This window comes from Kitasatospora sp. NPDC034023, from assembly GCF_055575795.1.
In genome coordinates this window covers 1-24079 of sequence record NZ_JBVIRY010000014.1, presented here as the reverse complement: position 1 = coordinate 24079, position 24079 = coordinate 1, and the positions used below count along the sequence as shown (strand labels likewise).

The following is a 24079-nucleotide window of genomic DNA, read 5'->3' as shown; positions in this document are numbered from 1 at the left end:
CCCGGGCCTGTCCGGCATCACCACGCTGAGCTTCAACTACAACTCCGCCGGTGTCCGCGTGATCGAGGCCATCAAGAACAACCAGCTGCACGAGGTGTACAGCGCCTCCGACGGCTGGCACGACGGCGTGATCCCCGGTGTCGGCGGCAACATCACCGCCCTCTCGGGCAAGATCGCCCCGGGCGGTGACCGCGTGATCCAGGCCATCGAGGACGGCAAGCTGCACGAGGTGCACAGCGCCGACGGCAACTGGTTCGACGGCCTGCTGCCGGTCAACAGCACTAACGTGACGGCCCTGTCGCTGGCGCTCCACTAGGACGACGCGCTCAGGAACCCGTGAAAGGGGCCTCCCGGCCGCTCGCACCGCGAGCGGCCGGGAGGCCTCCGGCGTTTCCGGGCACCGGCGCGCCCCGACGAAGACGAAGGGGCCCTACGGGTGCGGGCGGGTGCGCTGCGCCGGGAGGCTGGGGGCCTCGGTGCGGCGGGCGAGGTCCGCGAGGGTGTGGAAGAGGACGTCACCGAGCAGGACCGGGTCGCGCGAGGTGTCGGGCGCGTCCGGGCCGCAGGGGCCGGGACGGACGGTCGGGGGCGGCTGGTCACGGAGCTGGCGAGTGGGCATGGCTCTTCCTGCCGACGGGGTGGCCGTGGGCAGTGCCTGCCCGCCGTACGGTGCCGGGACACCCCGGGCGGGGGCGGATCGGCCGGAAACGGCGTACGAAGGGCCGGATCGGGCCGCGCCCGGCCCCCTGGGCACCTCGGGCCCCGGCCCCGACCGCGGCGGTGACCGGGCGGCGCCGATGGGCGAAGATGGACCGGTGACCGAACCCCGTAGCGCTCCGCGCCTCATCGCCACCGACCTGGACGGCACGCTGCTCTGCTCCGGCGGCACCGTCACCGACCGCACCGCCGCGGCGCTGGCGGCGGCCGAGGCGGCCGGGGTGCAGGTGGTGTTCGTGACCGGGCGGCCGCCGCGCTGGATGCAGCAGGTGAGCCCGCACATCGGCGGCCACGGGGTGGCGATCTGCTCGAACGGCGGCGCGGTGGTGGACGTGCGGCGCGGCGAGCTGCTGGAGTCCTTCCCGCTGCCGGTGGAGACCACGCTGGCGGTGGTCGAGGTGCTGCGGGCCAAGCTGCCCGGCACCGCGTTCGCCTTCGAGTACCCGGGCGGCTGGGCCCGCGAGGCCGACTACGCGGTGCCGATGTGGGGCGACGACCTGGGGCAGGCGGTCGGCTCGGCGGAGGAGCTGCTGGGGGCCGACGGGCCGGTCCGGGGCCTGTTCAAGCTGCTCGCCAAGCACCCGGAACTCGACCCGGACACCTTCCTCACCCAGGCCCGGTCGGCGGCCGGGCACCTGGCCGAGATCACCCGCTCGGCGCCGATCCCGCTGCTGGAGATCAGCGCACCCGGCGTCACCAAGGCCAGCACGCTGGCCCGTTGGTGCGCCGGACACGGGATCGACCGGAGCGAGGTGGTGGCCTTCGGCGACATGCCGAACGACCTGGAGATGCTGGCCTGGGCCGGCACCGCGTACGCCGTCGCCAACGCCCACCCGCAGGTACTGGCGGCGGTGCCGCTGCACACGGTGAGCAACGAGCAGGACGGCGTCGCGGCGGTGCTGGAGGAGCTGCTCGGACTCGGCCGGCCGAGCAGCCCCACGCGATAACGCCGTCCGCACGCCGACGCCGAGCGGTCTGCCGTTGGCGGCGCGCAGCACCCAGCCGACGCAGCGGTCGGCCGCCGGCACGATCAGCAGCCGCGGACCGCGCCGCTCAGCGGCCATCGGTGCGTCTCGGCGGCACTGCGCGCTCGGGAAGGTCGCGCGGTGGCTGCTTGGCGAGCAGCACCACGAACCGCCGGAAGGCGTTCTGGCAGGTCGCGTACCGTTCGTACGCGCGGCTGGAACGCACCTCGGGGAGGTTGCGCGACCCGGGGATGACCCAGACCCAGCCGATGCCGTCCCGGACGTGGGTGATGCGGGCGGTCAGTTCGGCCGCCCCGACCCGCAGGCCGTCGAACCCGCGCTCGGCCTCGCCGGCCGTCTCGAACGCGGCAGGGGTGATCGCGACCACCCGGCCGTTGGGCGCCTTCAGTTGCCAGCGGTAGCGCCCGTCCGCGGCCCGTTCGGCGCGGAACCCCCCTCGAATTGCCCCTGCTGCGGTGTGACCGCGGCCGGAAGCGTCCACTGCCCCTCCGTCCGGTTACCTTCCGGTTTCCCCTCCGAGACGGAGCAAAGCTATGTGTGCACACAGAGCCGCCGAAAGCCCAGAACGTTCACAACTTGCGCTGTTGGTCGGGAAGTTCTCTCTCGTTTAACTTTCACTTGTCTTTGCCGAACGGCCCGGAGGGCGCGTTCAGAGCCGGGCCGTCCAGCGCACCCTGGCGCCCTTCCGGTGGGGCCCGCTCTCGTGCCAGGCGTCGCCGCCGAGCGCCTCGGCGCGCCGGGTGAGGTTGAGCAGTCCGCTGCGCCGGCCGCCCCTGGGGATGCCCACGCCGTCGTCGGTCACGGTGAGCAGCACGCCGGGCCGTCCGGTCCGGTCCAGCGACTCCGGGTCGCCGCCGACCGGACGGCCGTCGTCGCCCAGGTGGACGGTCGCCTCGACCTCGACGCCGACCCGGGAGGCCCGGGCGTGCCGCGCCGTGTTGGAGAGCATCTCTCGCAGTGCCGCCAGCAGTTGACGGCCGGTCTGCTCGCCGACCAGGCTCTCCACCGGCCCGACGAAGCTCACCGAGGGCTTGAAGCCGAGTGCCGCCGCGGCCTGGCTGGCCTCCCGCAGCACCCGGGTGCGCAGGGTGTCGGGCGCGTCGCCGTGGTTGTCGTGCTGCAGGGCGTAGATGGTGGTGCGGACCTCCTGGATGGTGGCGTCCAGTTCGTCGACCGCCTTGCCGATGCCGGTCCTCACCTCGGGGACGACCGCCCGGCGGGCCGCGCTCTCCAGCATCATCCCGGTGGCGAACAGCCGTTGGATCACCAGGTCGTGGAGGTCGCGGGCGATCCGGTCGCGGTCCTGGAAGACGGCCAGCCGCTGCTGGTCGCGCTGGCCCTCGGCGAGCCGCAGGGCGAGGGCGGCCTGCGAGGCGAAGGTCTCGGCAAGCTGCTTCTCGCTGTCGGTGAACGGCAGCGCGCCGCACGGCCGCCAGACGCAGAGCCCGCCGAGCACCCGCCCGGCGGCGACCATCGGCACGGCCATGGACGGGCCGAAGCGGCGGGCGAGGCGCATCACCACGGTCGGATCGCTGGACATGTCGTCCAGGTAGACGCTCTCCCCCGCCAGCAGCCGGGCCGCGAAGCTCTCCTTGGGCAGCAGCTCGCCGCGGACGAACTCGGCCACCTCGCCGGAGGCGTGGGCGACCCGCATCTGCCCGTCCCCCTCGCCCTCCGGACCGGTCGGCAGCAGGATCATGCCGAGCGCGGCGTTCGCCAACTCCCTTACCTGCTCGGCCGCGACGGTCAGCGCCGTCTCGGCCTGCTCGGCGGAGAGCAGCGCGGTGGTGACGGCGGCGGCGCCGGCGATCCAGCGTTCGCGGCGGCGGCCCTCCTCGTACAGCCGGGAGTTCTCGATCGCCACGCCGGCCGCCGCGGCGAGCGCGTGCACGACCTGTTCGTCCTCGGGGGTGAAGGCGCCGCCGCCCTTCTTCTCGGTGAGGTAGAGGTTGCCGAACACCTCTTCGCGGACCCGGATCGGCACGCCCAGGAAGGTCTTCATCTGCGGGTGGTGCGACGGGAAGCCGGAGGAGCGCGGGTCCGCGCCGAGGTCGGCGAGCCGCAGTGGTTCGGGCCGGTCGATGAGTGCGCCGAGGATGCCGCGCCCGGCGGGCAGTTCGCCGATCGCGGCGGCGGTCCCGTCGTCGACGCCGACGTGGATGAAGTCGGCCAGGCCGGTGCCGCCGGGGGCGATCACGCCGAGCGCCGCGTAGCGGGCGTCGACCAGTTCGGCGGCGCCGGTGGCGATCCGGTGCAGGGTGGCGTGCAGGTCCAGTCCGGCGCCGATGGAGACCACCGCCTCCAGCAGCCGCTGCATCCGGTCGGTGACGGCGGCGGCCGACTGCAGGCGCTCGGCGACCTCGGTGACCAGGGTGTCCAGGCCGAGCGAGGCGATCTCGGGCACCCGATGGGGTGTCGGCTCGGAGGCGGCCTCGGGGAAGTCCGGCGTGGGGTCCATGAAGAAAGCCTAGTTTGTACGGTTTTCGGACGAAGGGCGGCACGACCGGCGACGTGACGGGACCGGCACGTCGGGTGCCAGTACGACGGGCACCGGCACGTCGGGCACCGGCACGCCGCTCAGCGCCCCACCGGCTCCAGCAGCCCGTCCGCCTCCCGCTCCCGCCGCCACATCGCGTGCAGCCGCCCGTCCGGGTCGGCGACCAGCTCCGACCAGCGGCCCCGCTCGGCCACCCGGCCGCCGTCCAGCACCAGCACCTCGTCCACCGTGGCGTCGTCCAGCCCGGCCAGCCGGTGGGTGATCAGCACGGTGGTGCGGCCCTCGGTGGCGGCCAGCAGGTCGGCGGTGAGGGCGTCGGCGGTGGGCAGGTCGAGGTGTTCGGCGGGCTCGTCCAGGACCAGGACGGGGAAGTCCGCGAGCAGCGCCCGGGCGAGCGCGAGCCGCCGGCGCTGGCCGCCGGAGAGCCGGGCGCCGTGCTCGCCGACCATGGTGTCCAGGCCGTCCGGCAGGCCCTCGGTCCAGTCCAGCAGCCGGGCGGCGGCCAGTGCGGCGCGCAGTTCGTCCTCCGCCGCGCCGGGCCGGGCGAGGCGCAGGTTCTCCCGCAGCGAGCTGTCGAAGACGTGCGCGTCCTGCGCGCAGAGCCCGATCACCCGGCGGACGTCCTCGCCCGCGAGCGCGCGGCTGTCCACAGCCTGTGGACGGCCGTCGGCGAAGGTGACGGTGCCGGCGCTCGGCTCCAGGAAGCGCAGCAGCGCCTGGGCGAGGGTGGTCTTGCCGGAACCGGACGGGCCGACCACCGCGATCCGGCGCCCGGGGGCGAGGTCGAGGTCCACCCCAGCGAGCGCGTCCACCGCCTGCCCGGGGTGCCGTACGGTCAGCCCGCGCACGGCGACGGGCAGCGGCTGCTCGGGCAGCTCCACCGGTTCCGCGGGCTCGGCGACGGGCGCCGGGGCGTTCAGCACCTCGTCCAGCCGGGCCTGCGCGGCGCGGCTGCGCTGGCGGGCCTGGACGGCGAGCGGCATCCCGGTGACGGCCTCGAAGGCGGCCAGCGGGGTCAGCACCACGACGGCCAGGCAGACCGGCGCCAGCACCCCGGCGCGCACCCCCTGGACGCCGACGGCCGCCGCCGCCGCCGTCACGGTCAGCCCGGTGAGCAGCGCGATCAGCCCGGTGCCGAGCGCCGTGGTGGCCGCCGAACGGGCGGCCAGGCGGGTCAGCGCGGCGTCGGCGGCGCGGACGGCGGCCAGCCGGCCGGGCAGCGCGCCGGCCACGGTGAGTTCGGCGGTGCCGGTGAAGGCGTCCACCACGGCGGTGGCCAGGCGTCCGCGCGCCGGGGCCTGCCGCCGCTCGGCCCCGGCCGACCAGCGGGCGGCCAGCGCGGGCACCACCGCGCCCGCGAGCAGCAGCCCGAGGCCGAGCACCGCGCCGGCGGCGGGCAGGAAGGCGCCCAGTGCCACCGTCGAGGCCAGCGCGACCACGCCCGCGACGGCGGCGGGCAGCCGCCAGCGCAGGTAGTGGTCCTGGATCGCGTCCACGTCGGCGACCAGCCGGGAGAGCAGGTCGCCGCGCCGGAAGGCGGGCAGTCCGGCCGGGGCGAGCACGCTCAGCCGCCGGTAGACGGCGGCCCGCAGGGTGCCGAGGGCGCGCAGCACCGCGTCGTGCGAGACCAGCCGTTCGGCGTAGCGGAAGACGCTGCGGCCGATGCCGAAGGCCCGCACCGAGGTGACGGCCATCATCAGGTAGAGCACCGGCGGCATCTGGGAGGCCCGGGAGATGAGGTAGCCGGAGGTGGCCATCAGCGCGACGGCGCAGCCGAGGGCGAGGGCGCCGAGCAGGATGGACAGGGCCAGCCGGGGCGTGCTGCCGGTCTCGGCCCCGGGCTCCTCGGCCTCCTGGGACACGGCCGGGGCGGGGGCGGGCGTCGGCTTGCCGCTGTGGGCGAGCGGAGCCACCGGGCCGGTGGCCACGACGGAAAGGGGCGGGGCGAGCCGGACCCGCTGGTCCGCGACGGCGAGCAGCGCGGGTCGGTGCGCGACGATCAGCACGGTGCGCGCCGGGTCCTCGGCGAGCGTCCGCACGGCGTCCACGACGGCGGCCTCGGAGGCGCCGTCCAGGTTGGCGGTCGGCTCGTCCAGCAGCACCAGCGGCCGGTCGTCGGCGAGCAGCACCCGGGCGAGCGCGAGGCGCTGGCGCTGTCCGGCGGAGAGCCCGGCGCCGTCCTCGCCGAGCAGCGCGGCCAGGTCGGTGACGAAGTCGAGCGCGTGCGCGGCCCGCAGGGCCGTCCACAGCTGCTCGTCGGTGGCGTCGGGCCGGTAGAGCCGCAGGTTGTCGGCGACCGTCCCGGCGAACAGGTGCGGGTGCTGCGGCACCCAGGCGATCTGCCGCCGCAGGCTCTCCGGCTCCAGCTCGGCCGGGTCGTACGACCGGCCGTCGGCGGCGGTGATCCGGACGGTGCCGGTCTCGGGGGTGGTGAGGCCGAGCAGGACGGCCAGCAGGGTGGACTTCCCGGCGCCGCTCGGGCCGGTGAGGGCGGTGGTGGTGCCCGGGCGCAGGGTCAGCGCGGCATCGTCCAGCGCGGGTACGGCGCGCCCGGGGTGCCGTACGGTCAGGCCCTCGACGGAGATCACGGCGCCGGTCAGGGCGGGGGCAGGGACGGTCCCGGCGGCGGGCAGCGGGGTCTCCAGTACCCGGAAGAGTTCGTCGGCGGCGGTCAGTCCCTCGACGCTGGAGTGGTAGAGCGCGCCGACCTGGCGGATCGGGGCGTACACCTCGGGGGCGAGGACCAGGATCAGCAGCCCGGTCTCCAGGTCGAGGGTGCCGTCCACCAGCCGGAAGCCGACGGTGACCGCGACCAGCGCGACGGAGAGGGTGGAGAGCAGTTCCAGGGTGAAGGAGGAGACGAAGGCGATCCGCAGGGTGCGCAGGGTGGCCCGGCGGTAGTCGGCGGTGATCCGGGCGATGGTGGTGGCCTGGGTGCGGGCCCGGTTGAACACCTTGAGGGTGGGCAGGCCGGCGACCACGTCGAGGAAGTGGTGCGAGAGCCGGGCCAGGGTGTCCCACTGCCGGTCCATCCGGGTCTGGGTGGCCATCCCGACCAGCGCCATGAACAGCGGGATCAGCGGCAGCGTCCCGGCGATGATCGCGGCCGAGGTGAAGTCCGTGCCGACGATCCGCAGCAGCACGATCACCGGGACGACCACGGCCAGCGCCAGCTGCGGCAGGTACCGGGCGAAGTAGTCGTCCAGCGCGTCGACGCCGCGGGTGGCGAGGGTGGTGAGTTCGCCGGTGCGCCGGCCCGCCAGGTAGGCCGGGCCGAGCGCGGTGGCGTGGTCGAGCAGCCGGCGCCGCAGGGTGGACTTCACCCGGGCGACGGACCGGTGCGCGGTGAGTTCGGTGAGCCAGCCGACCAGCCCCCGCCCGACAGCGGTCAGGGCGAGCAGCAGCAGCGGCGTGGTCAACTCGCCGAGCGTCGCCCCGCGCTGGAAGGCGCGGACGACGATCTCGGCGATCAGACTCGCCTGGGCGACCACCAGGGCCGCGCCGGCCGCGCCGAGGAGCACGGATCCGGCGAGGAAGACCCGGGTGGTGCGGGCGTACCCGAGGAGGCGGGGGTCGACCGGCTTCATCGCGTCAGGCCCGGTCGAGCGGGGCGGCCGGGGCGGCGGGGGCGTGCCCGGGGATGTGCTGGACGCCGATCCGCTTGCGGAACACCCAGTACGTCCAGCCCTGGTAGAGCAGCACCAGCGGGGTGAACACCGCCGCCACGATGGTCATCAGCTTCAGCGTGTACGGCGAGGAGGCCGCGTTGCTGACGGTCAGGCTCCAGCCGTCGTTCAGGGTGGACGGCATGACGTTCGGGAAGAGCGCCAGGAAGAGCATCGCGACGGCGGCCACGACGGTCGCCCCGGAGAAGACGAACGCCCATCCCTCGCGGCCGAGCTGGTTGGCGACCAGGGCGGCGGCCAGGGTGGCCACGGCGATCACCAGGGCGGCGAGGCTGCGGCCGTTGCCGCTGTCGTGCTGGGTCCAGACCAGGAAGACCAGGGCCAGGACGGCGGTGGCCAGTCCGGCCCGCAGGGCGGCCCTGCGGGCCCGCTCGCGGATCTCGCCGACGGTCTTGAGCGCGGCGAACACCGAGCCGTGGAAGGTGAACAGGGCGAGCGTCACCAGCCCGCCGAGCAGCGCGTACGGGTTCAGCAGGTCCGCGAGGCCGCCGACGTAGTTCTTCTGCGCGTCGATGTCCACGCCGCGCACGATGTCGGCGAAGACCACGCCCCAGAGGAAGGCCGGGAGGAGCGAGGTCCAGAAGATGGCCTCCTCCCAGTTCCGCTGCCAGCGGGCGCCGTCGCGCTTGGCCCGGTACTCGAAGGCCACGCCGCGGATGATCAGGCAGACCAGGATCACCAGCAGCGGGATGTAGAAGCCGCTGAAGAGCGTCGCGTACCAGTCCGGGAAGGCGGCGAAGGTGGCGCCGGCGGCGGTGAGCAGCCAGACCTCGTTGCCGTCCCAGACCGGGCCGATGGTGTTGATCAGCACCCGCCGCTCGGCGGTGTCGCGGGCCAGCGGCTTGGTCAGGATGCCGATCCCGAAGTCGAAGCCCTCCAGGAAGAAGTAGCCGATCCACAGGACCGCGATCAGCACGAACCAGACGTCGTGGAGTTGCATGTCAGATCCTCAGTTCCGCAGTGGTCCTCGGTCGTCCGGTGCCTCAGTACGCGAAGGCGAGCGGCTTGTCGGCGTCCTCGTCCGAGGACGGTCCGCGCAGCGAGGGGTCCTTGGTGGGCGGCTGCTCGGTCACCACCGGGCCGGCCTTGGCGTACTTGACCAGCAGCCGGACCTCGACGACCGCGAGGATCGCGTACAGCGTGGTGAAGGTGGCCAGCGCGCCGATCTGGGTGCCGAGGCCGACGTTGGGGGAGACCGCGCTAGAGGTGGTCATCAGGCCGAAGACGGCCCAGGGCTGACGGCCCATCTCGGTGAAGACCCAGCCGAAGCTGTTGGCGATCAGCGGGAAGCCCATGGTCAGGATGCCGATCCGCCAGCTCCACTTGGTCAGCTGCGGGCTGAGCTCGCGCTTGGGGGTGAGCATCAGCCGGGGCACCTCGGTCTCGCCGGTGCGGAACTCGGGGCGCAGGAACAGCTTCTTCCGGGTGGTCCAGAGGCCGATCAGGCCGGCCAGGAAGGAGGTCATCCCGAAGCCGATCATGAGGCGGAAGCCCCAGTAGGTGACGAAGATGCTCGGGATGTAGTCCTTGGGGTTGCCGCCGTGCTGGGCGGCCTCGGCGGCGGCGGTGTCGTTGATGCCGGGGACGGAGGAGCTGAAGTCGCTGTGGGCGAGGAAGGACAGCACCCCGGGGACTTCGAGCGCCACCGAGTTGTGGCCCTTGCTGACGTCGCCGACCGCGAAGATCGAGAACGGCGCGGGCGACTGGGTGTCCCACAGCGCCTCGGCGGCGGCCATCTTCATCGGCTGCTGCTCGAACATGACCTTGCCCAGCTCGTCGCCACTGAGCGCGGTGCCGGCGCCGAAGACGACCGCGAGCACCAGGCCGAGCCGCAGCGAGGTGCGCATCGTGGCGGTCTTCTTGGCGTCGGCGGTCTCCGGCCTGCGCTTGGCCTTCCAGAGGTGGAAGGAGGAGATGCCGACCATGAAGGCGGCGCCGGTGAGGAAGGCGGCGGTCAGGGTGTGGGCAACGACCGTGAGGGTGGTGTTCTGGAACAGCACCTTGGTGATGTCGGTCAGCTGGGCCTTGCCGGTGGCCGGGTCGATCGCGTAGCCGACCGGGTGCTGCATCCAGGAGTTGGCGGCCAGGATGAAGTAGGAGGAGAGCACGGTGCCCAGCGCGACCATCCACATGCAGGCGCAGTGGATCTTCCTCGGCAGCTTGTCCCAGCCGAAGATCCACAGGCCGATGAAGGTGGACTCGAAGAAGAAGGCGATCAGCGCCTCCATCGCGAGCGGGGCGCCGAAGACGTCTCCGACGAAGCGGGAGTAGTCGGACCAGTTCATCCCGAACTGGAATTCCTGGACGATTCCGGTGACCACGCCCATCGCGATGTTGATGAGGAAGAGCTTTCCCCAGAACTTCGTCGCGTGGAAGTACTTCTCCTTCTTCGTCCGCACCCAGGCGGTCTCCAGGCCGGCCACGACCGCGGCCAGGCTGATCGTGAGCGGAACGAAGAGGAAGTGGTAGACGGTGGTGATGCCGAATTGCCATCGCGCGATGGTCTCGTGAGCGATTGCCAGTTCCACGTCGCCCTCTCTCCCAACCTGCCCGTGTGATGACGGGCGCATTCCGGACAGACTTCTTCTCCAGCCGTGGACCGTTGCCGGACCACGCAGGCTTGTCCGCTTGTGAACGTGAACACGTTCACAAGCATCAGTATCCACCATCCTTACGGGGGAACTGCAGGTGGGGTGGGGTTGACAGTCCTGTGCGATGCGTCACGGTTTGCGGTGCGGTCCGCACAGTCTGCGGATCCGCCGGGCCACGGGCAACGAACGACCGGGCGGATGACACCGGGTTCTTGGCCGAACCGGCGCTTGACAGGCCGACGCCCCGCTCGCCACAGCGAACGGGGCGTGCTACGGACGGGTCGTTCGATGCCGTCCCACCTGCGGCTGCGGTCAGGCGCCGCCGTCCTGCGTGCGGCAGCGGTCAGGCGCGGCCGTCCTGCGTGCGACTGCGGTCAGGCGCGGCCGAGGAGCTGGGCGCCCGAGGTGGAGTCGGCGCGGGCCGTGAAGAACTCGGTGAAGCCGTGCAGGAACTCCTCCCGGGTGATCCGCCCGTCCCCGTCCGTGTCCAGCTGGCGGAAACCGTGCGACAGCTCGGCCGGATGCACCCGCTCGCCGCCGAACACCACGCGGTACTCGTCGAACTCCAGGAACCCGCTGCCGTCCGTGTCGGCCGCGGTGAACACCGCCCGCAGCGCCGGCAGCAGCCCCTCCTCCAGGTACGCCCCGTCCCGGTCGCAACCGGCCACCGTGGCGGCCACGAACTCCTCCCGGCTGACCTTCCCGTCGCCGTTGGCGTCCATCACCGCGCGCAGCTGCTCCCACCAGCCCTCGAAGGCCTCGTACACCCGGGCCTCGGCCGCCTCGTCCAACTCCAGCTGCCAGCACACGTTGTGCGCCATCGCCCGCAGGTCGTGCGCGGTGATGAAGCCGTCGCCGGTCTGGTCCAGCACCTCCCGGAAGAACCGGTCCACCCGGGGCCCGCGGGCGTCGCGCCGCGGACGGTAACGGCGCTTGCCCGGGTCGGCCCGCTCCGGCTCCGGGGAGCGGTAGCGCAGCCGGTCCGGCAGGCGCGGCACCAGCGCCCCGACACCGCGGTGCAGCACGACGGACAGCACCGCGCCGCGCCGGGTCGCGGCCAGCCCGAACCGCTCCCGCACCACCGGCGGCAGGTCCGCCACCGTCAGCTCGGTGATCGCCCGGGCCACGAGACGGCGCACCACCCGCCAGCCGGCATCCCCGAGGAACCACAGCCGGCGCGGCCGGGGCGCCTCCCGCAGCAGGCCACCCATCAAGTAGCGGGCCGCCTCGGTGAACTCCAGCTTCTCCCGGGCGTACCGGGCGAAGTAGGCGGGCAAGTCCTCGGCCGTGGCGGGCAGTTCGCCCTCCGGAAGGCCGAAGGCGGCGACCGCCTCCCGGAACTCGCCGTACACCTGCTCCAGTTGGGCCGCGTCGTACGGATCGCCACCGAGGCGCCGCATCGCCACCACGCACTCGAAGAGCGTCAGAAGCACCCACGCCCTGGTCGCCGCGTCCCGCGCGTCGTACGACCGCCCGTCCGGCGTCGTCCCCCGGATCCGCTTGTGCGCCCGGTCCAGCCGCGCGATCTCCCGCCGCAGCGCCTCCGCGTCCTGGTAGAACAGCCGCCGCCCGCTCTCCAGCGTGTGCTCCACCCGCCGCCACGGATGCGCCCGGTACGTCGAGTGCTCCGCCATCCCGGCCCCCACCACCGGATCCGCCGCCTGCAACGCCAACAACCGCCACGCCACCAGCCCGATCCGCCACTCGGACAGGTCCCGCCTGAACGACACCCCCCGATCAGCCACGACGCTCACCGGTGGTCCCGGGGCCGATCACGAACCCCTTGGCAGGGCCCTCCGGAATCACGGCCTCCTTGCCGTAGGGGATACGAGTCGCGGAGGTGTACTCACGGCATTCCGAGTCGGGGCCATGGCGGCTGCCGCCGGTGGGTGACACCGTGAGGTTCTCCTCGATGATCTCCACGCGATAGCCCTCGGGAACGTCCGAGGACTTCCACATGTCCCACAGCACCTGGTCCAGGTTCACGACGGTCCCCTCAGCAACGAGCGCGCTCATTGAGACACCTCTTTTCCCGTCCAGCCTGATCAGCCCGTGCGAGTCCGCACAAGCAACGGCTGCACGGTCGCATACGACCGGGGGGGCTGACCGGGTGAATGGGGCGGGTTCACTCGATCGAGGAGTTTCGGGGCCGGAAACGCCGAACCGCAGGGCGGGCCCGGGGCCTGTCCCTGCGGTTCGGGTGGGGTGCTGTGGTGGTTCGCGGCCTCCTCCCGAACGGGCGCGAACCGGGTGGGTCAGGAGGTCGAGCGGGCGGCCGGCTTGCGGCGGGAGACGTAGAGGGCGGCGGCGCCGAGGCTGATGGCGAGGCCCGAGCCCAGGGCGAGGTACGGGGTGGCCGGGTTGGAGCCGGTCGCGGCGAGCTCGGTGGTCGACCCGGTGGTGGTGACCGCCTGCGACGTGGTCACGGCCTGCGAGGTGGTCGCGGCGAGCTCGGTGGTCGATGTGGTCGACCCGGTCGAGACGGTGGTGGCGGTCGAGGCCTTGGTGGTGTCCGCGGCCGGGGTGACGGTGGTCGGCTGCTCGACCGGCTTCTCGACGGGCTGCTCCACCGGCTTCTCCACCGGCTTCTCGACGGGCTGCTCCACCGGCTTCTCCACCGGCTTCTCGGCAGCCGCCTTCGCGTCCGCGAGCGCCTTGTCGGCGGCGGCCTTGGCGGTGGCCGCGGCCTCGGTGGCGTCCTGGGCGGCGATGACCTTGCGGAGCTCGGCGATGCGGTCGTCGTCCAGTGCCCTCTTGGCCGCCTCCACGGCGGCCTTGGCCTCGGTCTCCGCGGTGTGGGAGGCGTTGGCGGCGTCGAACGCCTTCAGCATCGTCTCCCTGGCCTTGGCCAGGTCCTCTTCCTTGGCCCGGCCGTACGCGTCGGCGGCTTCCCCGGCAGCCTTGTCGAGGGCCTCCCTGGTCGCGGTGGCCTTCGCGGCGGCGGCCTTGGCCTTCTCGTAGTCGGCGCGGAGGGCCTCCGGGAAGGTGTAGGCGTCGAACTTGGCCTTGAGGTCGGCCTCGTGGGCCTTCGCCGCCTCGTAGGCCTTGGCGGCGTCGGCGGCGGCCTTCTCCAGTTCGGCGATGGAGCCGCTGCCGTTCTGGGACTGCGCCGTCGGAGCCGACTCCGCGAAGGCGGGTGCCGCGGAGAGCATGGCTGCGGGCGAGATCACGGCGGCGATGACGGCGGCCGAGACCAGCGAACGGCGGAGTTTCACAATGACCTCTTTCGGGTCGGAAAGAAAGCAAAAGCCTTGGTCCGGACAGGTTGTGACGGCCAGGCAGGGCTGATCATAGGCACACGCTTTCTTTACGCTCCATGCCGGTTTCCGGCAATGAACGCGCCGCCGAATTGCCTGGTCCACCGGAGAATTGACGTGTCGACAAAGAACCCGAAATCCGGGCTCAGAAGGACCGGTCGCCGTTGTCGGGCAGTTCGACCCGGAATGTCGCGCCCGCGCCCGGCGCGGTCTCCAGGCTGAGGGTTCCGCCGTGGGCGTGGGTGAGGGCGGTGGCGATGGCGAGGCCGAGTCCGGCGCCACCGCCGTTGTCGCGGCTGCGGGAGGCGTCGACGCGGAAGAAGCGGTCGAAGACCCGCTGGGCCTGCTCCGCGGTCAGGCCGGGGCCCGCGTCGGCGACCTCGAGCAGGCAGGTCCCGTCGGGCCTGGCGCCCACGCCGATCCGTACCGGGGTGCCGGCCGGGGTGTGCTTGACCGCGTTGCCGACGAGGTTGGTCACCACCTGTCGCAGCCGTGCCTCGTCGCCGAGGACGGGCGCGGCGCCGGGCGCGCCCGTGCCGGCGGGACCGGTGAGTGCGACGGGGCGGCTGGGGTCGAGCGCGGTGAGGTCGTGCAGGGCGTCGGCGGCGAGGGTGCGCAGGTCCATCGGGGCGAGGTCGAGGGGGCGTTCCTCGTCCAGCCGGGCCAGCACCAGCAGGTCCTCGACCAGGGCGCCCATCCGGTCGGCTTCGCTCTCGATGCGGGTCATGGTGCGTTTGACGTCGGCCTCGGTGGGCAGGGCGCCCATCCGGTACAGCTCGGCGAAGCCGCGGATTCCGGCGAGCGGGGTGCGCAGTTCGTGCGAGGCGTCGGCGACGAAGCGCCGCATGCGGGCCTCGGACTCGGCGCGGGCGGCGAAGGCCGCCTCGATCTGGGTGAGCATCCCGTTGAGGGCGATCGACAGTCGTCCGACTTCGGTGCCCGGGGAGAGTTCGGGCATCCGGTGGGACAGTTCGCCGGCCGCGATCAGTTCGGCGCCGGCTTCGATCCGCTGCAGCGGCCGCAGTCCGGCCCGTACCGCGAAGAAGCCGAGGGCGGCGATCAGGAGCAGGACGGCGCCGCCGATGGCCAGGAAGGAGGTGCGCAGTTTGCCGAGGGTGGCGTCGGTGTCCTCGCGGGAGACGGCCACCATGACGTGGGTCGGGGTGACGGCCGGCGAGGCGAAGGTGCTGGGGCCGGCGGTCTGCCCGCGGGGGGTCTGGAGCGGCAGCACGAGGACCCGCCATCGGTGGTGGCCGCGCTGGTCGGGCAGGTCGAAGGGGGTGTCGGGGGCGGTCCGGGCCGGGTCCAGGCCGACGAGTTGGGGCGCCGGGTCGGTGTCGGAGACGGGCTGGCGCATGACCGCCTGGACCTTGCCGTCCGAGGACAGGAACTGGACCAGGTACTGGCTGGGCAGGCTGGTGCGTCGGCCGGTGGGGGCGGGCCGGCCGGGCGTCGGCGCGGTCACCTGGGCCGGGGGCTTGCGGGACAGCGGCAGCCCGTACCGCTGGAGCTGTTCGTCGAGTTGCTCCACCAACTGGGCCCGGACGGTGCCGAGCACGAAGGTGTCGCTGACCGCGAGGCCGGTGGTGACCAGGACGAGGGCGAGGACCAGGAGCCGGGCGCGCAGCGACAGCCGGGAGGAGAAGCGGGCGAACACGTTCGTCGGTACCGGGTCAGCCCTGCGGGGGGCGGCGCAGGGCGTAGCCGATGCCGCGCACGGTGTGGATCAGCTTGGGGCCGTGCGCGGGGCCGGAGTCGAGTTTGCGGCGCAGGTAGGAGATGTACGACTCGACGATGGAGAGGTCGCCGCCGAAGTCGTAGGCCCAGACGTGGTCGAGGATCTGCGCCTTGGAGACCACCCGGCCGACGTTGGCCATCAGGTAGTGGAGCAGTTTGAACTCGGTCGGGGAGAGCGCGACCGGGGTGCCGGCGCGGGTGACCTCGTGGGCGACCGGGTCGAGGCTGAGGTCGGCGACGACCAGCCGGCCGTCCTCGGCGGGTCCGCCGGCCCGGCGCAGGATGGCGCGGATCCGGGCGATCAGCTCCTCCAGGCTGAAGGGCTTGGTGACGTAGTCGTCCGCGCCCGCGGCGAGGCCCTGGACCTTGTCGCCGACGCCGTCCTTGGCGGTGAGGAAGAGCACCGGCAGGTGGTCGCCGGGGTGCCCGTGGGCCGGTCCGGCTATCTGGCCGCGGCTGGTGCGCTCGCGCAGCTTCTCGACGACGGTGAAGCCGTCGAGGTCGGGGAGCATCACGTCGAGCACGACGAGGTCGGGGCGCTCGGCGGCGATGAGGTCGAGCGCTTCGGTGCCGCTCGCGGCCGAGGCGACCCGGAAGCCGGAGAAGCGCAGCGAGGCGGCGAGCAGTTCGCGGATGTTGGGCTCGTCGTCCACGACGAGCAGGAACGCCTCGCCCTGGCTCCCGGCCGCCGAAGGGGCGCCTGGTGTGGTGACAGTGCCTTGCACGGGGCTTTCGCCTCCCGGTCGGACGATGACGTTCAGCATGAGGCTAGCCCCCGGAGGCTACGCGGCATGGATGAATGTTGGATTAACACCTTATCGGTCGGTTTTACGACGACAAGCCCATAGACGGGCGCTCGGTGGTGTGCGCACGGGCGTGAACACGCCCAGTGCGCCCCCGGCAAACAGTGCCCGCTCCCGCGCCACCACCGGTATGACCCACCTCACTTCCGCACGGACGGGACTCCGTCCACCCGGTGCGGATCCGTCCACGGCCGGAGCTTCTCCGGGTTGCGCACCACCCAGATGTGGGTGATCCGGGCCTCGACGATCCGGAACGCGATCACGGTGTCGGTGACGCCGCCCCGCTGGGCGACCAGTCCGGGCCGGCCGTTGACGGTGCACTCCAGCAGCGTCGTCTCCGGCGCGACGCGCGAGGAGTCCAGGTAGGCGCGGGCGATCCGCTCGCTCCCGGTCAGCGGCTTCAGCAGGGCGCCCGCCAGGCCGCCGCCGTCGGCGACCACGATGGCATCGGGATCGAGCACGCCCATCAGCGACTTGAGGTCCCGCGCCTCCCAGGCCCGCTTGAACTCCCGGACCACACCCGCCTGCGCGCTCGTCGGCGCCACCGAGGCCTGCGCGGCACGGACCCGGCGGCGGGCGGAGGAGGCCAACTGCCGGCAGGCCGCCGGCGACCGGCCGACGATCGCGGCCACCTCGGCGAACGGGTACCGGAAGACGTCGTGCAGGATGAACGCGACCCGCTCGGCCGGCGTCATGGCCTCCAGGACGACCAGGAAGGCCATGCTGACCGACTCGTCCAGGATGATCCGGTCCGCCGGGTCCGCCGCCGTCGCCGTCGCGGAGGACGACCACTCCCGGTGCTCGGGCAGCGGCTCGGGAATCCACTCGCCCACGTAGCGCTCCCGCCGCATCCGGGCCGAGCCGAGGACGTTGAGGCAGATGCGGCTGGCGACCGTCGTCAGCCAGCCGCCGGGCGAGCCGATCGTCTCCCGTTCCCGCCGGGGCATCGCGTACCAGCGGGCGTAGGTCTCCTGCACCACGTCCTCGGCGTCCGCCAGCGAACCGAGCAGCCGGTACGCCAGATTGATCAACTGGCGCCGCTCGCCCATGATCGCGCCCGGCCCCGGATCGGGCCGCTCCACCGCTTCGTCGTCTCGCATCCGTCCCCGCCCCTTCGGATCGTCGGTCCCGCTCACTCTTACGACAGCACAGGACAGCGGATCGTGACGGCCGATGGATGTGACGTTCGACCCGCCGTCTCGCGTTCCGACCCGGCGCCTCACATTCCGACCCGCCGCTTTGTCGTACCGGTCAGAGGGAAACCAGGAACACACCAGAGACCGAGGAACCTGATGAACGACTTCCAGACGATCGCCGACCGGGTCGAGATCCAGGCCCTGCAGAGCGAGTTCACCGACGCCGTGACGATGCGCGACGGCGACCGCCTCGCCGGGCTGTTCACTCCGGACGGCGCGCTGCGGATGCCCAACGTCCCCATCGAGCTGGTCGGCCCGGAGCAGATCCGGGCGGGTCGCCAGAAGCTGCAGGAGCAGTGGGACTTCTTCATCCAGAACACCCACCCCGGAGCGATCCGGATCGACGGCGACACCGCCACCGGCCGCGCCCACATGTACGAGCTGGCGCGCCTGAAGAACGGTTTCCAGGGCTTCAACCACGCCATGTACCACGACAGCTACCGGCGCACGGCGGACGGCTGGCGGTTCACCGAGCGGGTCTACGAGCTGCTGTACCTCGACACCACCCCGCTGACGGGCTCCGCGCCCCGGTCGGCCCGGGCCTCGTTCACCGACCCGGCGCCCGCCGAGTGCCTGGAGCGGGTGGCCGCGGCCCTGACGGCGAACGGCTTCACCGTCGAGATCCTCGACGGCACCGCCGCCGCGCGCGCCCGGGTCGAGGAGCTGATCCCGGCGGACGCCACCGTCTTCACCTCGGCCAGCGAGACCCTGCGGCTGTCCGGCATCGAGGAGGCCGTCAACGGCGGGGACCGCTACCGGGCGGTCAAGCCGCGTGTGTCGACCATGGACCGGGTCACCGAGGCCGACGACCTCCGGCGGATGATCGCCGTTCCGGACGTCGTGGTGGGCAGCGTCACCGCCGTCACCGAGACCGGCTCGCTTGTGGTCGCCTCCGCCAGCGGCAGCCAGCTGCCGTCCTTCGTCGGGGGCGCCGGCCGGGCGATCTGGGTGGTCGGCGCGCAGAAGGTGGTCCCCGATCTGCCCACCGCCCTGCGGCGGGTGGAGGAGCACGCGCTCCCCTTGGAGACGGTCCGCTCCGAGGCCGCCTACGGGCAGCCCAGCGCCGTCAACCAGTTGCTGGTCCTGACCGCCCCGGCCCGGATGACCCCGGGAACCGTCCTGCTGCTGCGCGAGGCCGTCGGCTACTGAGGAACGCCTCGGCGCAGGAAGTCGACCGGGCCGACTTCCTGCGCCGTGGGGCGCCTCGGGTGCTCCACGTTCCCAGCTACGGTTCGAGGCGGTGCGGCCCCCGGAACAGGAAGGTCGCCTCGCGGATCGAGGGCAGCCCGAGCGCGAGCATCAGCAGCCGGCCGAGCCCGAGGCCCAGGCCGCCGTGCGGCGGGGTGCCGTAGCGGAAGCAGTCCAGGTAGCCGGAGAGGGGCCCGGTGTCCATGCCCTTCTCGCGGGCCTGGGCGACCAGCCGGTCGTACCGGTGCTCGCGCTGGGCGCCGGTGGTGATCTCCACGCCCTTCCACAGCAGGTCGAAGGACTCGGTGACGGTCGGGTCGTCCTCCGGCCGCAGGTGGTAGAACGGCCTTACGGAGGCGGGGAATCGGGTGACGAAGACGAACTCGTGCCCGGTCTCCTGCTCGATCAGCGCGCACAGCGCACGCTCGCCCTCGGGGTCGAGGTCGTCCTTCACGCCCTCCGGGTCCCAGCCGGTGGCGCGCAGCCGGGCCAGGGCGTCGGCCATCGTGATGCGGGGGAACGGCAGCTCCGGGACGACGACCGGCGTCCCGAAGTGCTCGGCGATCGCCTCGCCGTGGCGCTCGGCCACCGCGGCGAGGACGCGGTGCAGCATCCGTTCCTCGAAGGCCATCACGTCCTCGACGCCGTCGATCCAGGCGATCTCGACGTCGACGCCGGTGAACTCGGTGGCGTGCCGGGAGGTGAAGGACGGCTCGGCCCGGAACACCGGCCCGATCTCGAAGACCCGGTCGATGCCGCCGGCGATCGCCATCTGCTTGTAGAACTGCGGCGATTGGGCGAGGTAGGCGGTGCGGCCGAAGTAGCCGACCTCGAACACCTCCGCGCCGGACTCCGACGCGGTCCCCATGAGCTTGGGCGTGTGCAGCTCGGTGAACCCCTCCTCGACGGTCAGCTCGCGCATCGCCCGCTCGACGGTGGTCTGGACGTCGAAGACGAGGTGCTGGGCGGGGCGCCGGATGTCGAGGAAGCGCCAGTCCAGGCGCTGGTCGATGCCGGTCTTCTCGTCGATCGGCAGCTTCGGCTCGGCGAGCGAGACGATCTCCACCTGCGACGGGACGATCTCCAGACCACCCAGCTTGACCTGCGGGTTCGCGACCACCTTGCCGGTGACCTTCACGGCGGACTCGACCGTCACCCGTTCGAAGGAGGCCTCGATGACGTCGTCCTCACCACCGCGCGGATGGGTGACCTGGACGAGGCCGGTGTGGTCCCGGACCAGGACGAACTGGAGGCGCCGCTGCAGCCGGAGCGTGTTCACCCAGCCGTAGACGGTGACCGTCTCGCCGATCCGTGCGTGGAGGTCTGCGACAAGGGTGCGCGTCATGGCGGCAACTCCCTGGGTTGCGGGCGCGTTGGTCGCGCCGACGACGGGCGGTAAACGGCCGCCCGGGGGACGCGCTCACCGTAGAGGATCACGCTCCACCGCGTCGCGCACATTTCTCCCTGTCGGCTCCTTGCGGGGAGCAAGGAGCCGACCGAGCGGATCGCCGGGGGGGGAGCTACCGAGGCTGCTGCTGTTCCCAGACCGACTTGAGGAGTTCGTACTCGACCTCGCCGTGTTCCGATCCCGGGATGGACTCCGGCCAGTCGCCGTGGAAGCTCCGGAGGAAGGACAGGCCGCACTTCTCCATCACGCGCCGGGAGGGGGTGTTCACGGCCATGGTGTTCGCGGTGATCCGCCGGACCGCCAGGTCGGTGAATCCCTTGTCGATCAGGGCGCGCGATCCCTCGGTGGCGTAGCCCTTGCCCCAGGCCGCCCGGTTCAGGCGGTAGCCGAGTTCGACCACGGCGGGGTCGTGGTCGTCGAGGGGGCGGAGTTCGAACCAGCCCAGGAAGGTTCCGGTGGCCTTCTCCTCGGTGGCCCAGAAGCCCCGGGTCCCCGAACAGGGGTGGTCGTGGAGGAGCCGGGGAAGGGTCCGCGTCCGGATCGCCTCGGGGTCGGCCGGCTTGCCGCCGTTGATGAAGCGCATGACCTCGGGGTCGTTGTCCAGCGCGAAGAGGTGGTCGGCGTCGGCCTCGGTGAACGGGCGCAGCACGAGCCGTTCGGTCTGCAAGAAGGGATCCGGGAAGGGATGCATCCTGCGATCCTCACCAGGCGCCGCCGGGCCCGCCATCGAATATCCGGGGCGGGCCGCCGCCGGGTCTCAGCCCATGCCGAACCAGTCGTGGACCGGCCGCACCTCGACCGCTACGACGTGGAAGTCGAGGACGCGTGCGGCGATCTCCCGGGCCCGTTCTGGGGTCGCGCAGTCGATCACGTAGTAGGCGGTCAGGTGTTCGGCCGCCTCCTTGAGCGGCCCGTCCGCCGGGGTGGTTCCGTCGCTGTGCCACCGGAGGGTGGTCGTGTCCTTCGGGTAGGCCAGCCCGGCTCCGTTGAGCATCTCGCCGGTGCCTTCGAGGTCCTGGTGGAGCGCTTCGTGCCGGCGGAACACGTCGGCGCGCTGCTCGTCGGACATCGCCGCGGTCGCTGCGGGATCGGCGTACATCAGCACCATGTACTTCATGCCGCGATCCTGCCCCGGAACCCGGTGGCCGTCGGTGATTGCCGCGCAGGAAGTCGGACGGGCCGACTTCCCGCGCGGACAATTCGCCGGGTCCGCGCTCGATATCGAGGCCAAGTCGACTCTTGCGCACAGGAGTTGCTCGTCGCTGTGGAGAACGTTCGCCATGCCCGATCTGCCCTTTCCCGGCTGGTCACAGGCATCGGGGCAGACCGGTCGCCTACGCGGTGAACGCACCAAGGACCGTCCGGTCGTCCTACTTCCCGCCGGGACCGGCGCCCCCGATGCTCCCGAAAGGTGTGAACACACGGTCAAGGCTTGTGAATCGATGACGTGGGAAATTCGTCGGGACCCCGCTGAGGGTTCACCCCTCCTCGGGGAAGGCGGCGCTCAGCGGGGAGGTGCGGGCGAGGACGGCGGCAGAAACCAGGGCGAGGGCGGAGAGGCCCTGGAGGACGGCGTACCAGGTGGGGCAGAGGCCGGGGATCAGATCCACACCGACGATGGCGATCGGCATGATCGTGACGAGGGTGCGGACGCGGTCGAAGGCCTTGGCCGAGCCGGCGGCGGCCCGGCTCACCAGCCGGTGGATCAGCGGGGCGGCCCCGAGGAGGACGGCGCCACGGATCCACATGAACGGGGTCGCCTCGTGGCCGGTGAACGCCATCACGGCGACCGTGCCGAGAACGATCGCGCTGACGACGCCGAAGAGCGTGATGCACGTCTTCACCGTGGTGAAGCCGTCCCGGGTGGTCGTGGTCGCCATGGTCCTTCTCCTCCGTGTCGTGGTGGAAACGACGCTACGGAGCGCGAGCCGGGCCACCTACGGGTCCAGCCGTACAGGTGGGTGGGTCTGGGCCCACCCTCGCCGCCGGAACGGCGTGTTGCTGTCGGCCATCAGGGTTAACGGCCGTCCCGCCTTGCCCACCCGCTGGCGTGCCTGGTGAGGCGGCAGGCTCCTTCAGGCTGAAGTGGTGGCACCCATTCCCACCCTGGCCGGAGAGACAATCCCATGAGAACTTCCCGCACGGTGACCGCCCTGGCCGCCGCCGCCCTGATCACCGTGCTGTGCAGCGGCTGCTCCAGCAGCAAGAGCACGACGTCTGCCGCCGGCTCCTCACCTGCGACGACGACCATGGCGGGCTCCTCCGGAAGCCCGACCGCTGCGGCGACGTCGACGGAGAGCGCGAGCCCCTCCGCCGGAGCAACCGGCGGCGGCACCGTGGTCGCGGCGGCCACCATCGGCAAGTACCAGAACATCCTGGTCGACTCCCAGGGCAAGACGCTCTACCTGTTCGAGGCGGACACCTCGCCCACCCCGACCTGCTACGACGCGTGCGCCGCCGCCTGGCCGCCCGTCCTGACCACCGGCGCCCCCACCGCCGCGAACGGCGCCGACCAGGCCAAGATCACCACCGCCACCCGCAAGGACGGCAAGACCCAGATCGTCTACAACGGCCACCCGCTCTACTACTTCGAGGGCGACAAGGCGCAGGGCGACACCAACGGCGAGGAGTCCAGCGCCTTCGGTGCCAAGTGGTACGTGGTCAACGCCGCAGGGGACAAGGTCGAGGGCAGCTGATCCGATGCACGCCGTCGAACGGCCGCCCCGCCCCCGGCGGGCCACCGGCCTCCTGTGGGCACTCCTGCCGGTGGCGGTGACGGCCGGCCTCTTCTGGTACGGCCGGGCACACACCCCCGACTACGCGAGCAGTCTCTTCGGCCGCCGCTTCGACGACGCCAACCAGCTCAAGGCCCAGCTCGGCACCGCCCTGCTGGGCCTCGCGCTGGTCCAGCTCCTGCTGGCGCTGTGGATGTACGGCCGGCTGCCCGGTCTACGCGCCGCGCCCCGGTCGGTCCGGACCGGGCACCGGCTGGTCGGCCTGGGCGCGCTCCTGCTCTCCCTCCCGATCGCCTACCACTGCCTCACCGCCTACGGCGTGCAGCTGACGGACAGCCGGATCGCGCTGCACTCGCTCGCCGGGTGCTTCCTCTACGGCGCGTTCGTCGCGAAGGTCATCGTGGTCCGGCACCGCCGGCTGCCCGGCTGGGCCCTGCCCGCCGCCGGGGGAGCACTGATCGTCCTGATCGCCCTGCTCTGGTACAGCGCCGCGCTCTGGCGCCTCAACGACTACCACGTGCCCGGCCTGTGAGCTTCTGACCGGGCAACGCCGACGGCCCCTTGCGTGTCTGCAAGGGGCCGTCTGCCTGTCTGCAAGCGATTGCTCAGTGTGCGGCGACTGCCCGGCCGGACCACAGCACCGAACCGAGCAGGAGCGCGCCGGGAACGATTCCGGCGACCACCGCGATCACGGCGGTGGAGGCACCGAGGGCGGCCAGCACCAGGCCGCCCACACCGCAGGCCGCCATCGACCCGGCGAGGACGTGCAGGTCGGGCCGCTTCCACACGACTGCGAGACCGAAGAAGTGCACGCCGACCACGAAGGTGATCCAGGCGACGGTCCCGGTGTGCAGCACCTTGTTGACCACCATCAGGCCGACCGCGACCGCGACCACTTCGGCTGCCACCACGTACCAGTAGCCCCGCCCGAAGCCCATGCTGCTCGGCGCGGCCGTGCCGTTGGTCGCGGGAGCGGCGGCCCCTCGACCGGCGAACAGGACCCGGAGGAACGCGAGGAGGGCGAGCACCCGCAGGGGAGCACCGAGGGCGGTCGGCAAGGCCCCGGCATTCGCCTGGACGAAGACGAGCCCGAAGCTGGCGCCGATGAGTCTGCCGACCTGGTCTTTTTTCATGATCGTCAGATGTACAGCATGACGACCTCCCAGCAAAGCGGGTGCGCTAGCCTCCGTGTTTCGGTTCGCGTCGGCTGATCTGGGGTGATCCCTGTGTCGGGGGTTGTGGGGCTGCCGTGGGACGTTGGGCATGCCGAGGGCCCGG

The 24079-nt window shown here is 72.3% G+C and carries 22 protein-coding genes; 5 read left to right on the top strand and 17 right to left on the bottom strand.

Annotation, left to right across the window (positions count from 1 at the left end):
• Window positions 1-316, top strand: a 316-nt coding sequence (locus ACZ52R_RS19620) for a hypothetical protein (RefSeq protein WP_465615578.1), incomplete at its 5' end; no start/stop codon positions are given.
• Between the two features lie 114 nt (window positions 317-430).
• On the opposite strand, the gene ACZ52R_RS19615 is transcribed toward ACZ52R_RS19620, so the two are convergent.
• Window positions 431-619: a hypothetical protein gene (locus ACZ52R_RS19615; RefSeq protein ID WP_465615576.1), complete on the bottom strand. Its 189-nt coding sequence runs from the start codon at window positions 617-619 to the stop codon at window positions 431-433.
• Between the two features lie 178 nt (window positions 620-797).
• On the opposite strand from ACZ52R_RS19615, the gene ACZ52R_RS19610 reads away from it, so the two are divergent.
• Window positions 798-1664, top strand: a complete 867-nt coding sequence (locus ACZ52R_RS19610) for an HAD family hydrolase (RefSeq protein WP_396288980.1) — start codon at window positions 798-800, stop codon at window positions 1662-1664.
• Window positions 1665-1770: 106 nt separating this feature from the next.
• On the opposite strand, the gene ACZ52R_RS19605 is transcribed toward ACZ52R_RS19610, so the two are convergent.
• The 11 genes from ACZ52R_RS19605 to sigJ all read right to left on the bottom strand — a co-directional run bounded on the left by ACZ52R_RS19605 (window position 1771) and on the right by sigJ (window position 17374).
• The gene (locus ACZ52R_RS19605; protein ID WP_360498017.1) at window positions 1771-2184 is read right to left on the bottom strand and encodes a YegP family protein; all 414 of its coding nucleotides are present in this window, start codon (window positions 2182-2184) and stop codon (window positions 1771-1773) included.
• A 168-nt stretch (window positions 2185-2352) separates the two neighbouring features.
• Window positions 2353-4161, bottom strand: coding sequence for a sensor histidine kinase (locus ACZ52R_RS19600; protein ID WP_465615573.1), 1809 nt, complete (start codon window positions 4159-4161; stop codon window positions 2353-2355).
• 119 nt (window positions 4162-4280) lie between these two features.
• Window positions 4281-7787, bottom strand: coding sequence for a thiol reductant ABC exporter subunit CydD (gene cydD / locus ACZ52R_RS19595; RefSeq protein ID WP_465753808.1), 3507 nt, complete (start codon window positions 7785-7787; stop codon window positions 4281-4283).
• A 4-nt stretch (window positions 7788-7791) separates the two neighbouring features.
• Window positions 7792-8826: a cytochrome d ubiquinol oxidase subunit II gene (gene cydB / locus ACZ52R_RS19590; protein WP_465615569.1), complete on the bottom strand. Its 1035-nt coding sequence runs from the start codon at window positions 8824-8826 to the stop codon at window positions 7792-7794.
• 43 nt (window positions 8827-8869) lie between these two features.
• Window positions 8870-10414, bottom strand: a complete 1545-nt coding sequence (locus ACZ52R_RS19585) for a cytochrome ubiquinol oxidase subunit I (RefSeq protein ID WP_465615567.1) — start codon at window positions 10412-10414, stop codon at window positions 8870-8872.
• Between the two features lie 437 nt (window positions 10415-10851).
• Complete coding sequence (locus tag ACZ52R_RS19580) at window positions 10852-12207, bottom strand: oxygenase MpaB family protein (protein WP_465661648.1); 1356 nt, start codon at window positions 12205-12207, stop codon at window positions 10852-10854.
• Between the two features lie 7 nt (window positions 12208-12214).
• Window positions 12215-12493, bottom strand: a complete 279-nt coding sequence (locus ACZ52R_RS19575) for a hypothetical protein (protein ID WP_465615563.1) — start codon at window positions 12491-12493, stop codon at window positions 12215-12217.
• A gap of 239 nt (window positions 12494-12732) precedes the next feature.
• On the bottom strand, window positions 12733-13692 hold the full coding sequence (locus tag ACZ52R_RS19570; RefSeq protein ID WP_465615561.1) for an LAETG motif-containing sortase-dependent surface protein: 960 nt from the start codon (window positions 13690-13692) through the stop codon (window positions 12733-12735).
• Between the two features lie 187 nt (window positions 13693-13879).
• Window positions 13880-15391, bottom strand: a complete 1512-nt coding sequence (locus tag ACZ52R_RS19565; RefSeq protein ID WP_465615559.1) for a sensor histidine kinase — start codon at window positions 15389-15391, stop codon at window positions 13880-13882.
• Between the two features lie 16 nt (window positions 15392-15407).
• A complete protein-coding gene (locus tag ACZ52R_RS19560; protein WP_465615557.1) occupies window positions 15408-16196 on the bottom strand; it encodes a response regulator transcription factor in 789 nt (262 codons plus the stop codon).
• Window positions 16197-16414: 218 nt separating this feature from the next.
• Entirely contained in the window at window positions 16415-17374 is a 960-nt protein-coding gene (sigJ, locus tag ACZ52R_RS19555) for an RNA polymerase sigma factor SigJ (RefSeq protein ID WP_465753807.1), read from the bottom strand.
• Between the two features lie 192 nt (window positions 17375-17566).
• Between sigJ and ACZ52R_RS19550 the strand changes: the two genes are divergently transcribed.
• Window positions 17567-18619, top strand: coding sequence for a nuclear transport factor 2 family protein (locus ACZ52R_RS19550; RefSeq protein WP_465615553.1), 1053 nt, complete (start codon window positions 17567-17569; stop codon window positions 18617-18619).
• Between the two features lie 76 nt (window positions 18620-18695).
• Here ACZ52R_RS19550 and aspS read toward each other — a convergent pair whose 3' ends face one another.
• The 4 genes from aspS to ACZ52R_RS19530 all read right to left on the bottom strand — a co-directional run bounded on the left by aspS (window position 18696) and on the right by ACZ52R_RS19530 (window position 21946).
• Window positions 18696-20003 (bottom strand): aspartate--tRNA(Asn) ligase, encoded by a 1308-nt coding sequence (gene aspS, locus ACZ52R_RS19545; RefSeq protein WP_465615551.1) that lies wholly within the window; start codon window positions 20001-20003, stop codon window positions 18696-18698.
• 175 nt (window positions 20004-20178) lie between these two features.
• Window positions 20179-20757, bottom strand: coding sequence for a GNAT family N-acetyltransferase (locus ACZ52R_RS19540; protein WP_465661641.1), 579 nt, complete (start codon window positions 20755-20757; stop codon window positions 20179-20181).
• Window positions 20758-20823: 66 nt separating this feature from the next.
• Window positions 20824-21183: a YciI family protein gene (locus ACZ52R_RS19535; protein ID WP_465661639.1), complete on the bottom strand. Its 360-nt coding sequence runs from the start codon at window positions 21181-21183 to the stop codon at window positions 20824-20826.
• Window positions 21184-21544: 361 nt separating this feature from the next.
• Window positions 21545-21946, bottom strand: a complete 402-nt coding sequence (locus ACZ52R_RS19530; RefSeq protein ID WP_465753806.1) for a hypothetical protein — start codon at window positions 21944-21946, stop codon at window positions 21545-21547.
• A gap of 246 nt (window positions 21947-22192) precedes the next feature.
• Here ACZ52R_RS19530 and ACZ52R_RS19525 point away from each other — a divergent pair, with 246 nt between their 5' ends.
• Complete coding sequence (locus ACZ52R_RS19525) at window positions 22193-22762, top strand: COG4315 family predicted lipoprotein (protein ID WP_465615543.1); 570 nt, start codon at window positions 22193-22195, stop codon at window positions 22760-22762.
• A 4-nt stretch (window positions 22763-22766) separates the two neighbouring features.
• Complete coding sequence (locus ACZ52R_RS19520) at window positions 22767-23333, top strand: DUF6529 family protein (RefSeq protein ID WP_465661635.1); 567 nt, start codon at window positions 22767-22769, stop codon at window positions 23331-23333.
• Window positions 23334-23406: 73 nt separating this feature from the next.
• Here ACZ52R_RS19520 and ACZ52R_RS19515 read toward each other — a convergent pair whose 3' ends face one another.
• Complete coding sequence (locus ACZ52R_RS19515; protein WP_465615539.1) at window positions 23407-23934, bottom strand: hypothetical protein; 528 nt, start codon at window positions 23932-23934, stop codon at window positions 23407-23409.
• Window positions 23935-24079 lie beyond the last annotated feature (145 nt).

What these genes read in the sequence shown, in the direction of transcription:
- ACZ52R_RS19615 (WP_465615576.1), bottom strand. Translation starts at nt 619, where the DNA reads ATGCCCACTCGCCAGCTCCGTGACCAGCCGCCCCCGACCGTCCGTCCC.
- ACZ52R_RS19610 (WP_396288980.1), top strand. Translation starts at nt 798, where the DNA reads ATGGGCGAAGATGGACCGGTGACCGAACCCCGTAGCGCTCCGCGCCTC.
- ACZ52R_RS19600 (WP_465615573.1), bottom strand. Translation starts at nt 4,161, where the DNA reads ATGGACCCCACGCCGGACTTCCCCGAGGCCGCCTCCGAGCCGACACCC.
- cydD (WP_465753808.1), bottom strand. Translation starts at nt 7,787, where the DNA reads ATGAAGCCGGTCGACCCCCGCCTCCTCGGGTACGCCCGCACCACCCGG.
- cydB (WP_465615569.1), bottom strand. Translation starts at nt 8,826, where the DNA reads ATGCAACTCCACGACGTCTGGTTCGTGCTGATCGCGGTCCTGTGGATC.
- ACZ52R_RS19575 (WP_465615563.1), bottom strand. Translation starts at nt 12,493, where the DNA reads ATGAGCGCGCTCGTTGCTGAGGGGACCGTCGTGAACCTGGACCAGGTG.
- sigJ (WP_465753807.1), bottom strand. Translation starts at nt 17,374, where the DNA reads ATGCGAGACGACGAAGCGGTGGAGCGGCCCGATCCGGGGCCGGGCGCG.
- ACZ52R_RS19550 (WP_465615553.1), top strand. Translation starts at nt 17,567, where the DNA reads ATGAACGACTTCCAGACGATCGCCGACCGGGTCGAGATCCAGGCCCTG.
- aspS (WP_465615551.1), bottom strand. Translation starts at nt 20,003, where the DNA reads ATGACGCGCACCCTTGTCGCAGACCTCCACGCACGGATCGGCGAGACG.
- ACZ52R_RS19540 (WP_465661641.1), bottom strand. Translation starts at nt 20,757, where the DNA reads ATGCATCCCTTCCCGGATCCCTTCTTGCAGACCGAACGGCTCGTGCTG.
- ACZ52R_RS19535 (WP_465661639.1), bottom strand. Translation starts at nt 21,183, where the DNA reads ATGAAGTACATGGTGCTGATGTACGCCGATCCCGCAGCGACCGCGGCG.
- ACZ52R_RS19530 (WP_465753806.1), bottom strand. Translation starts at nt 21,946, where the DNA reads ATGGCGACCACGACCACCCGGGACGGCTTCACCACGGTGAAGACGTGC.
- ACZ52R_RS19525 (WP_465615543.1), top strand. Translation starts at nt 22,193, where the DNA reads ATGAGAACTTCCCGCACGGTGACCGCCCTGGCCGCCGCCGCCCTGATC.
- ACZ52R_RS19520 (WP_465661635.1), top strand. Translation starts at nt 22,767, where the DNA reads ATGCACGCCGTCGAACGGCCGCCCCGCCCCCGGCGGGCCACCGGCCTC.
- ACZ52R_RS19515 (WP_465615539.1), bottom strand. Translation starts at nt 23,934, where the DNA reads ATGAAAAAAGACCAGGTCGGCAGACTCATCGGCGCCAGCTTCGGGCTC.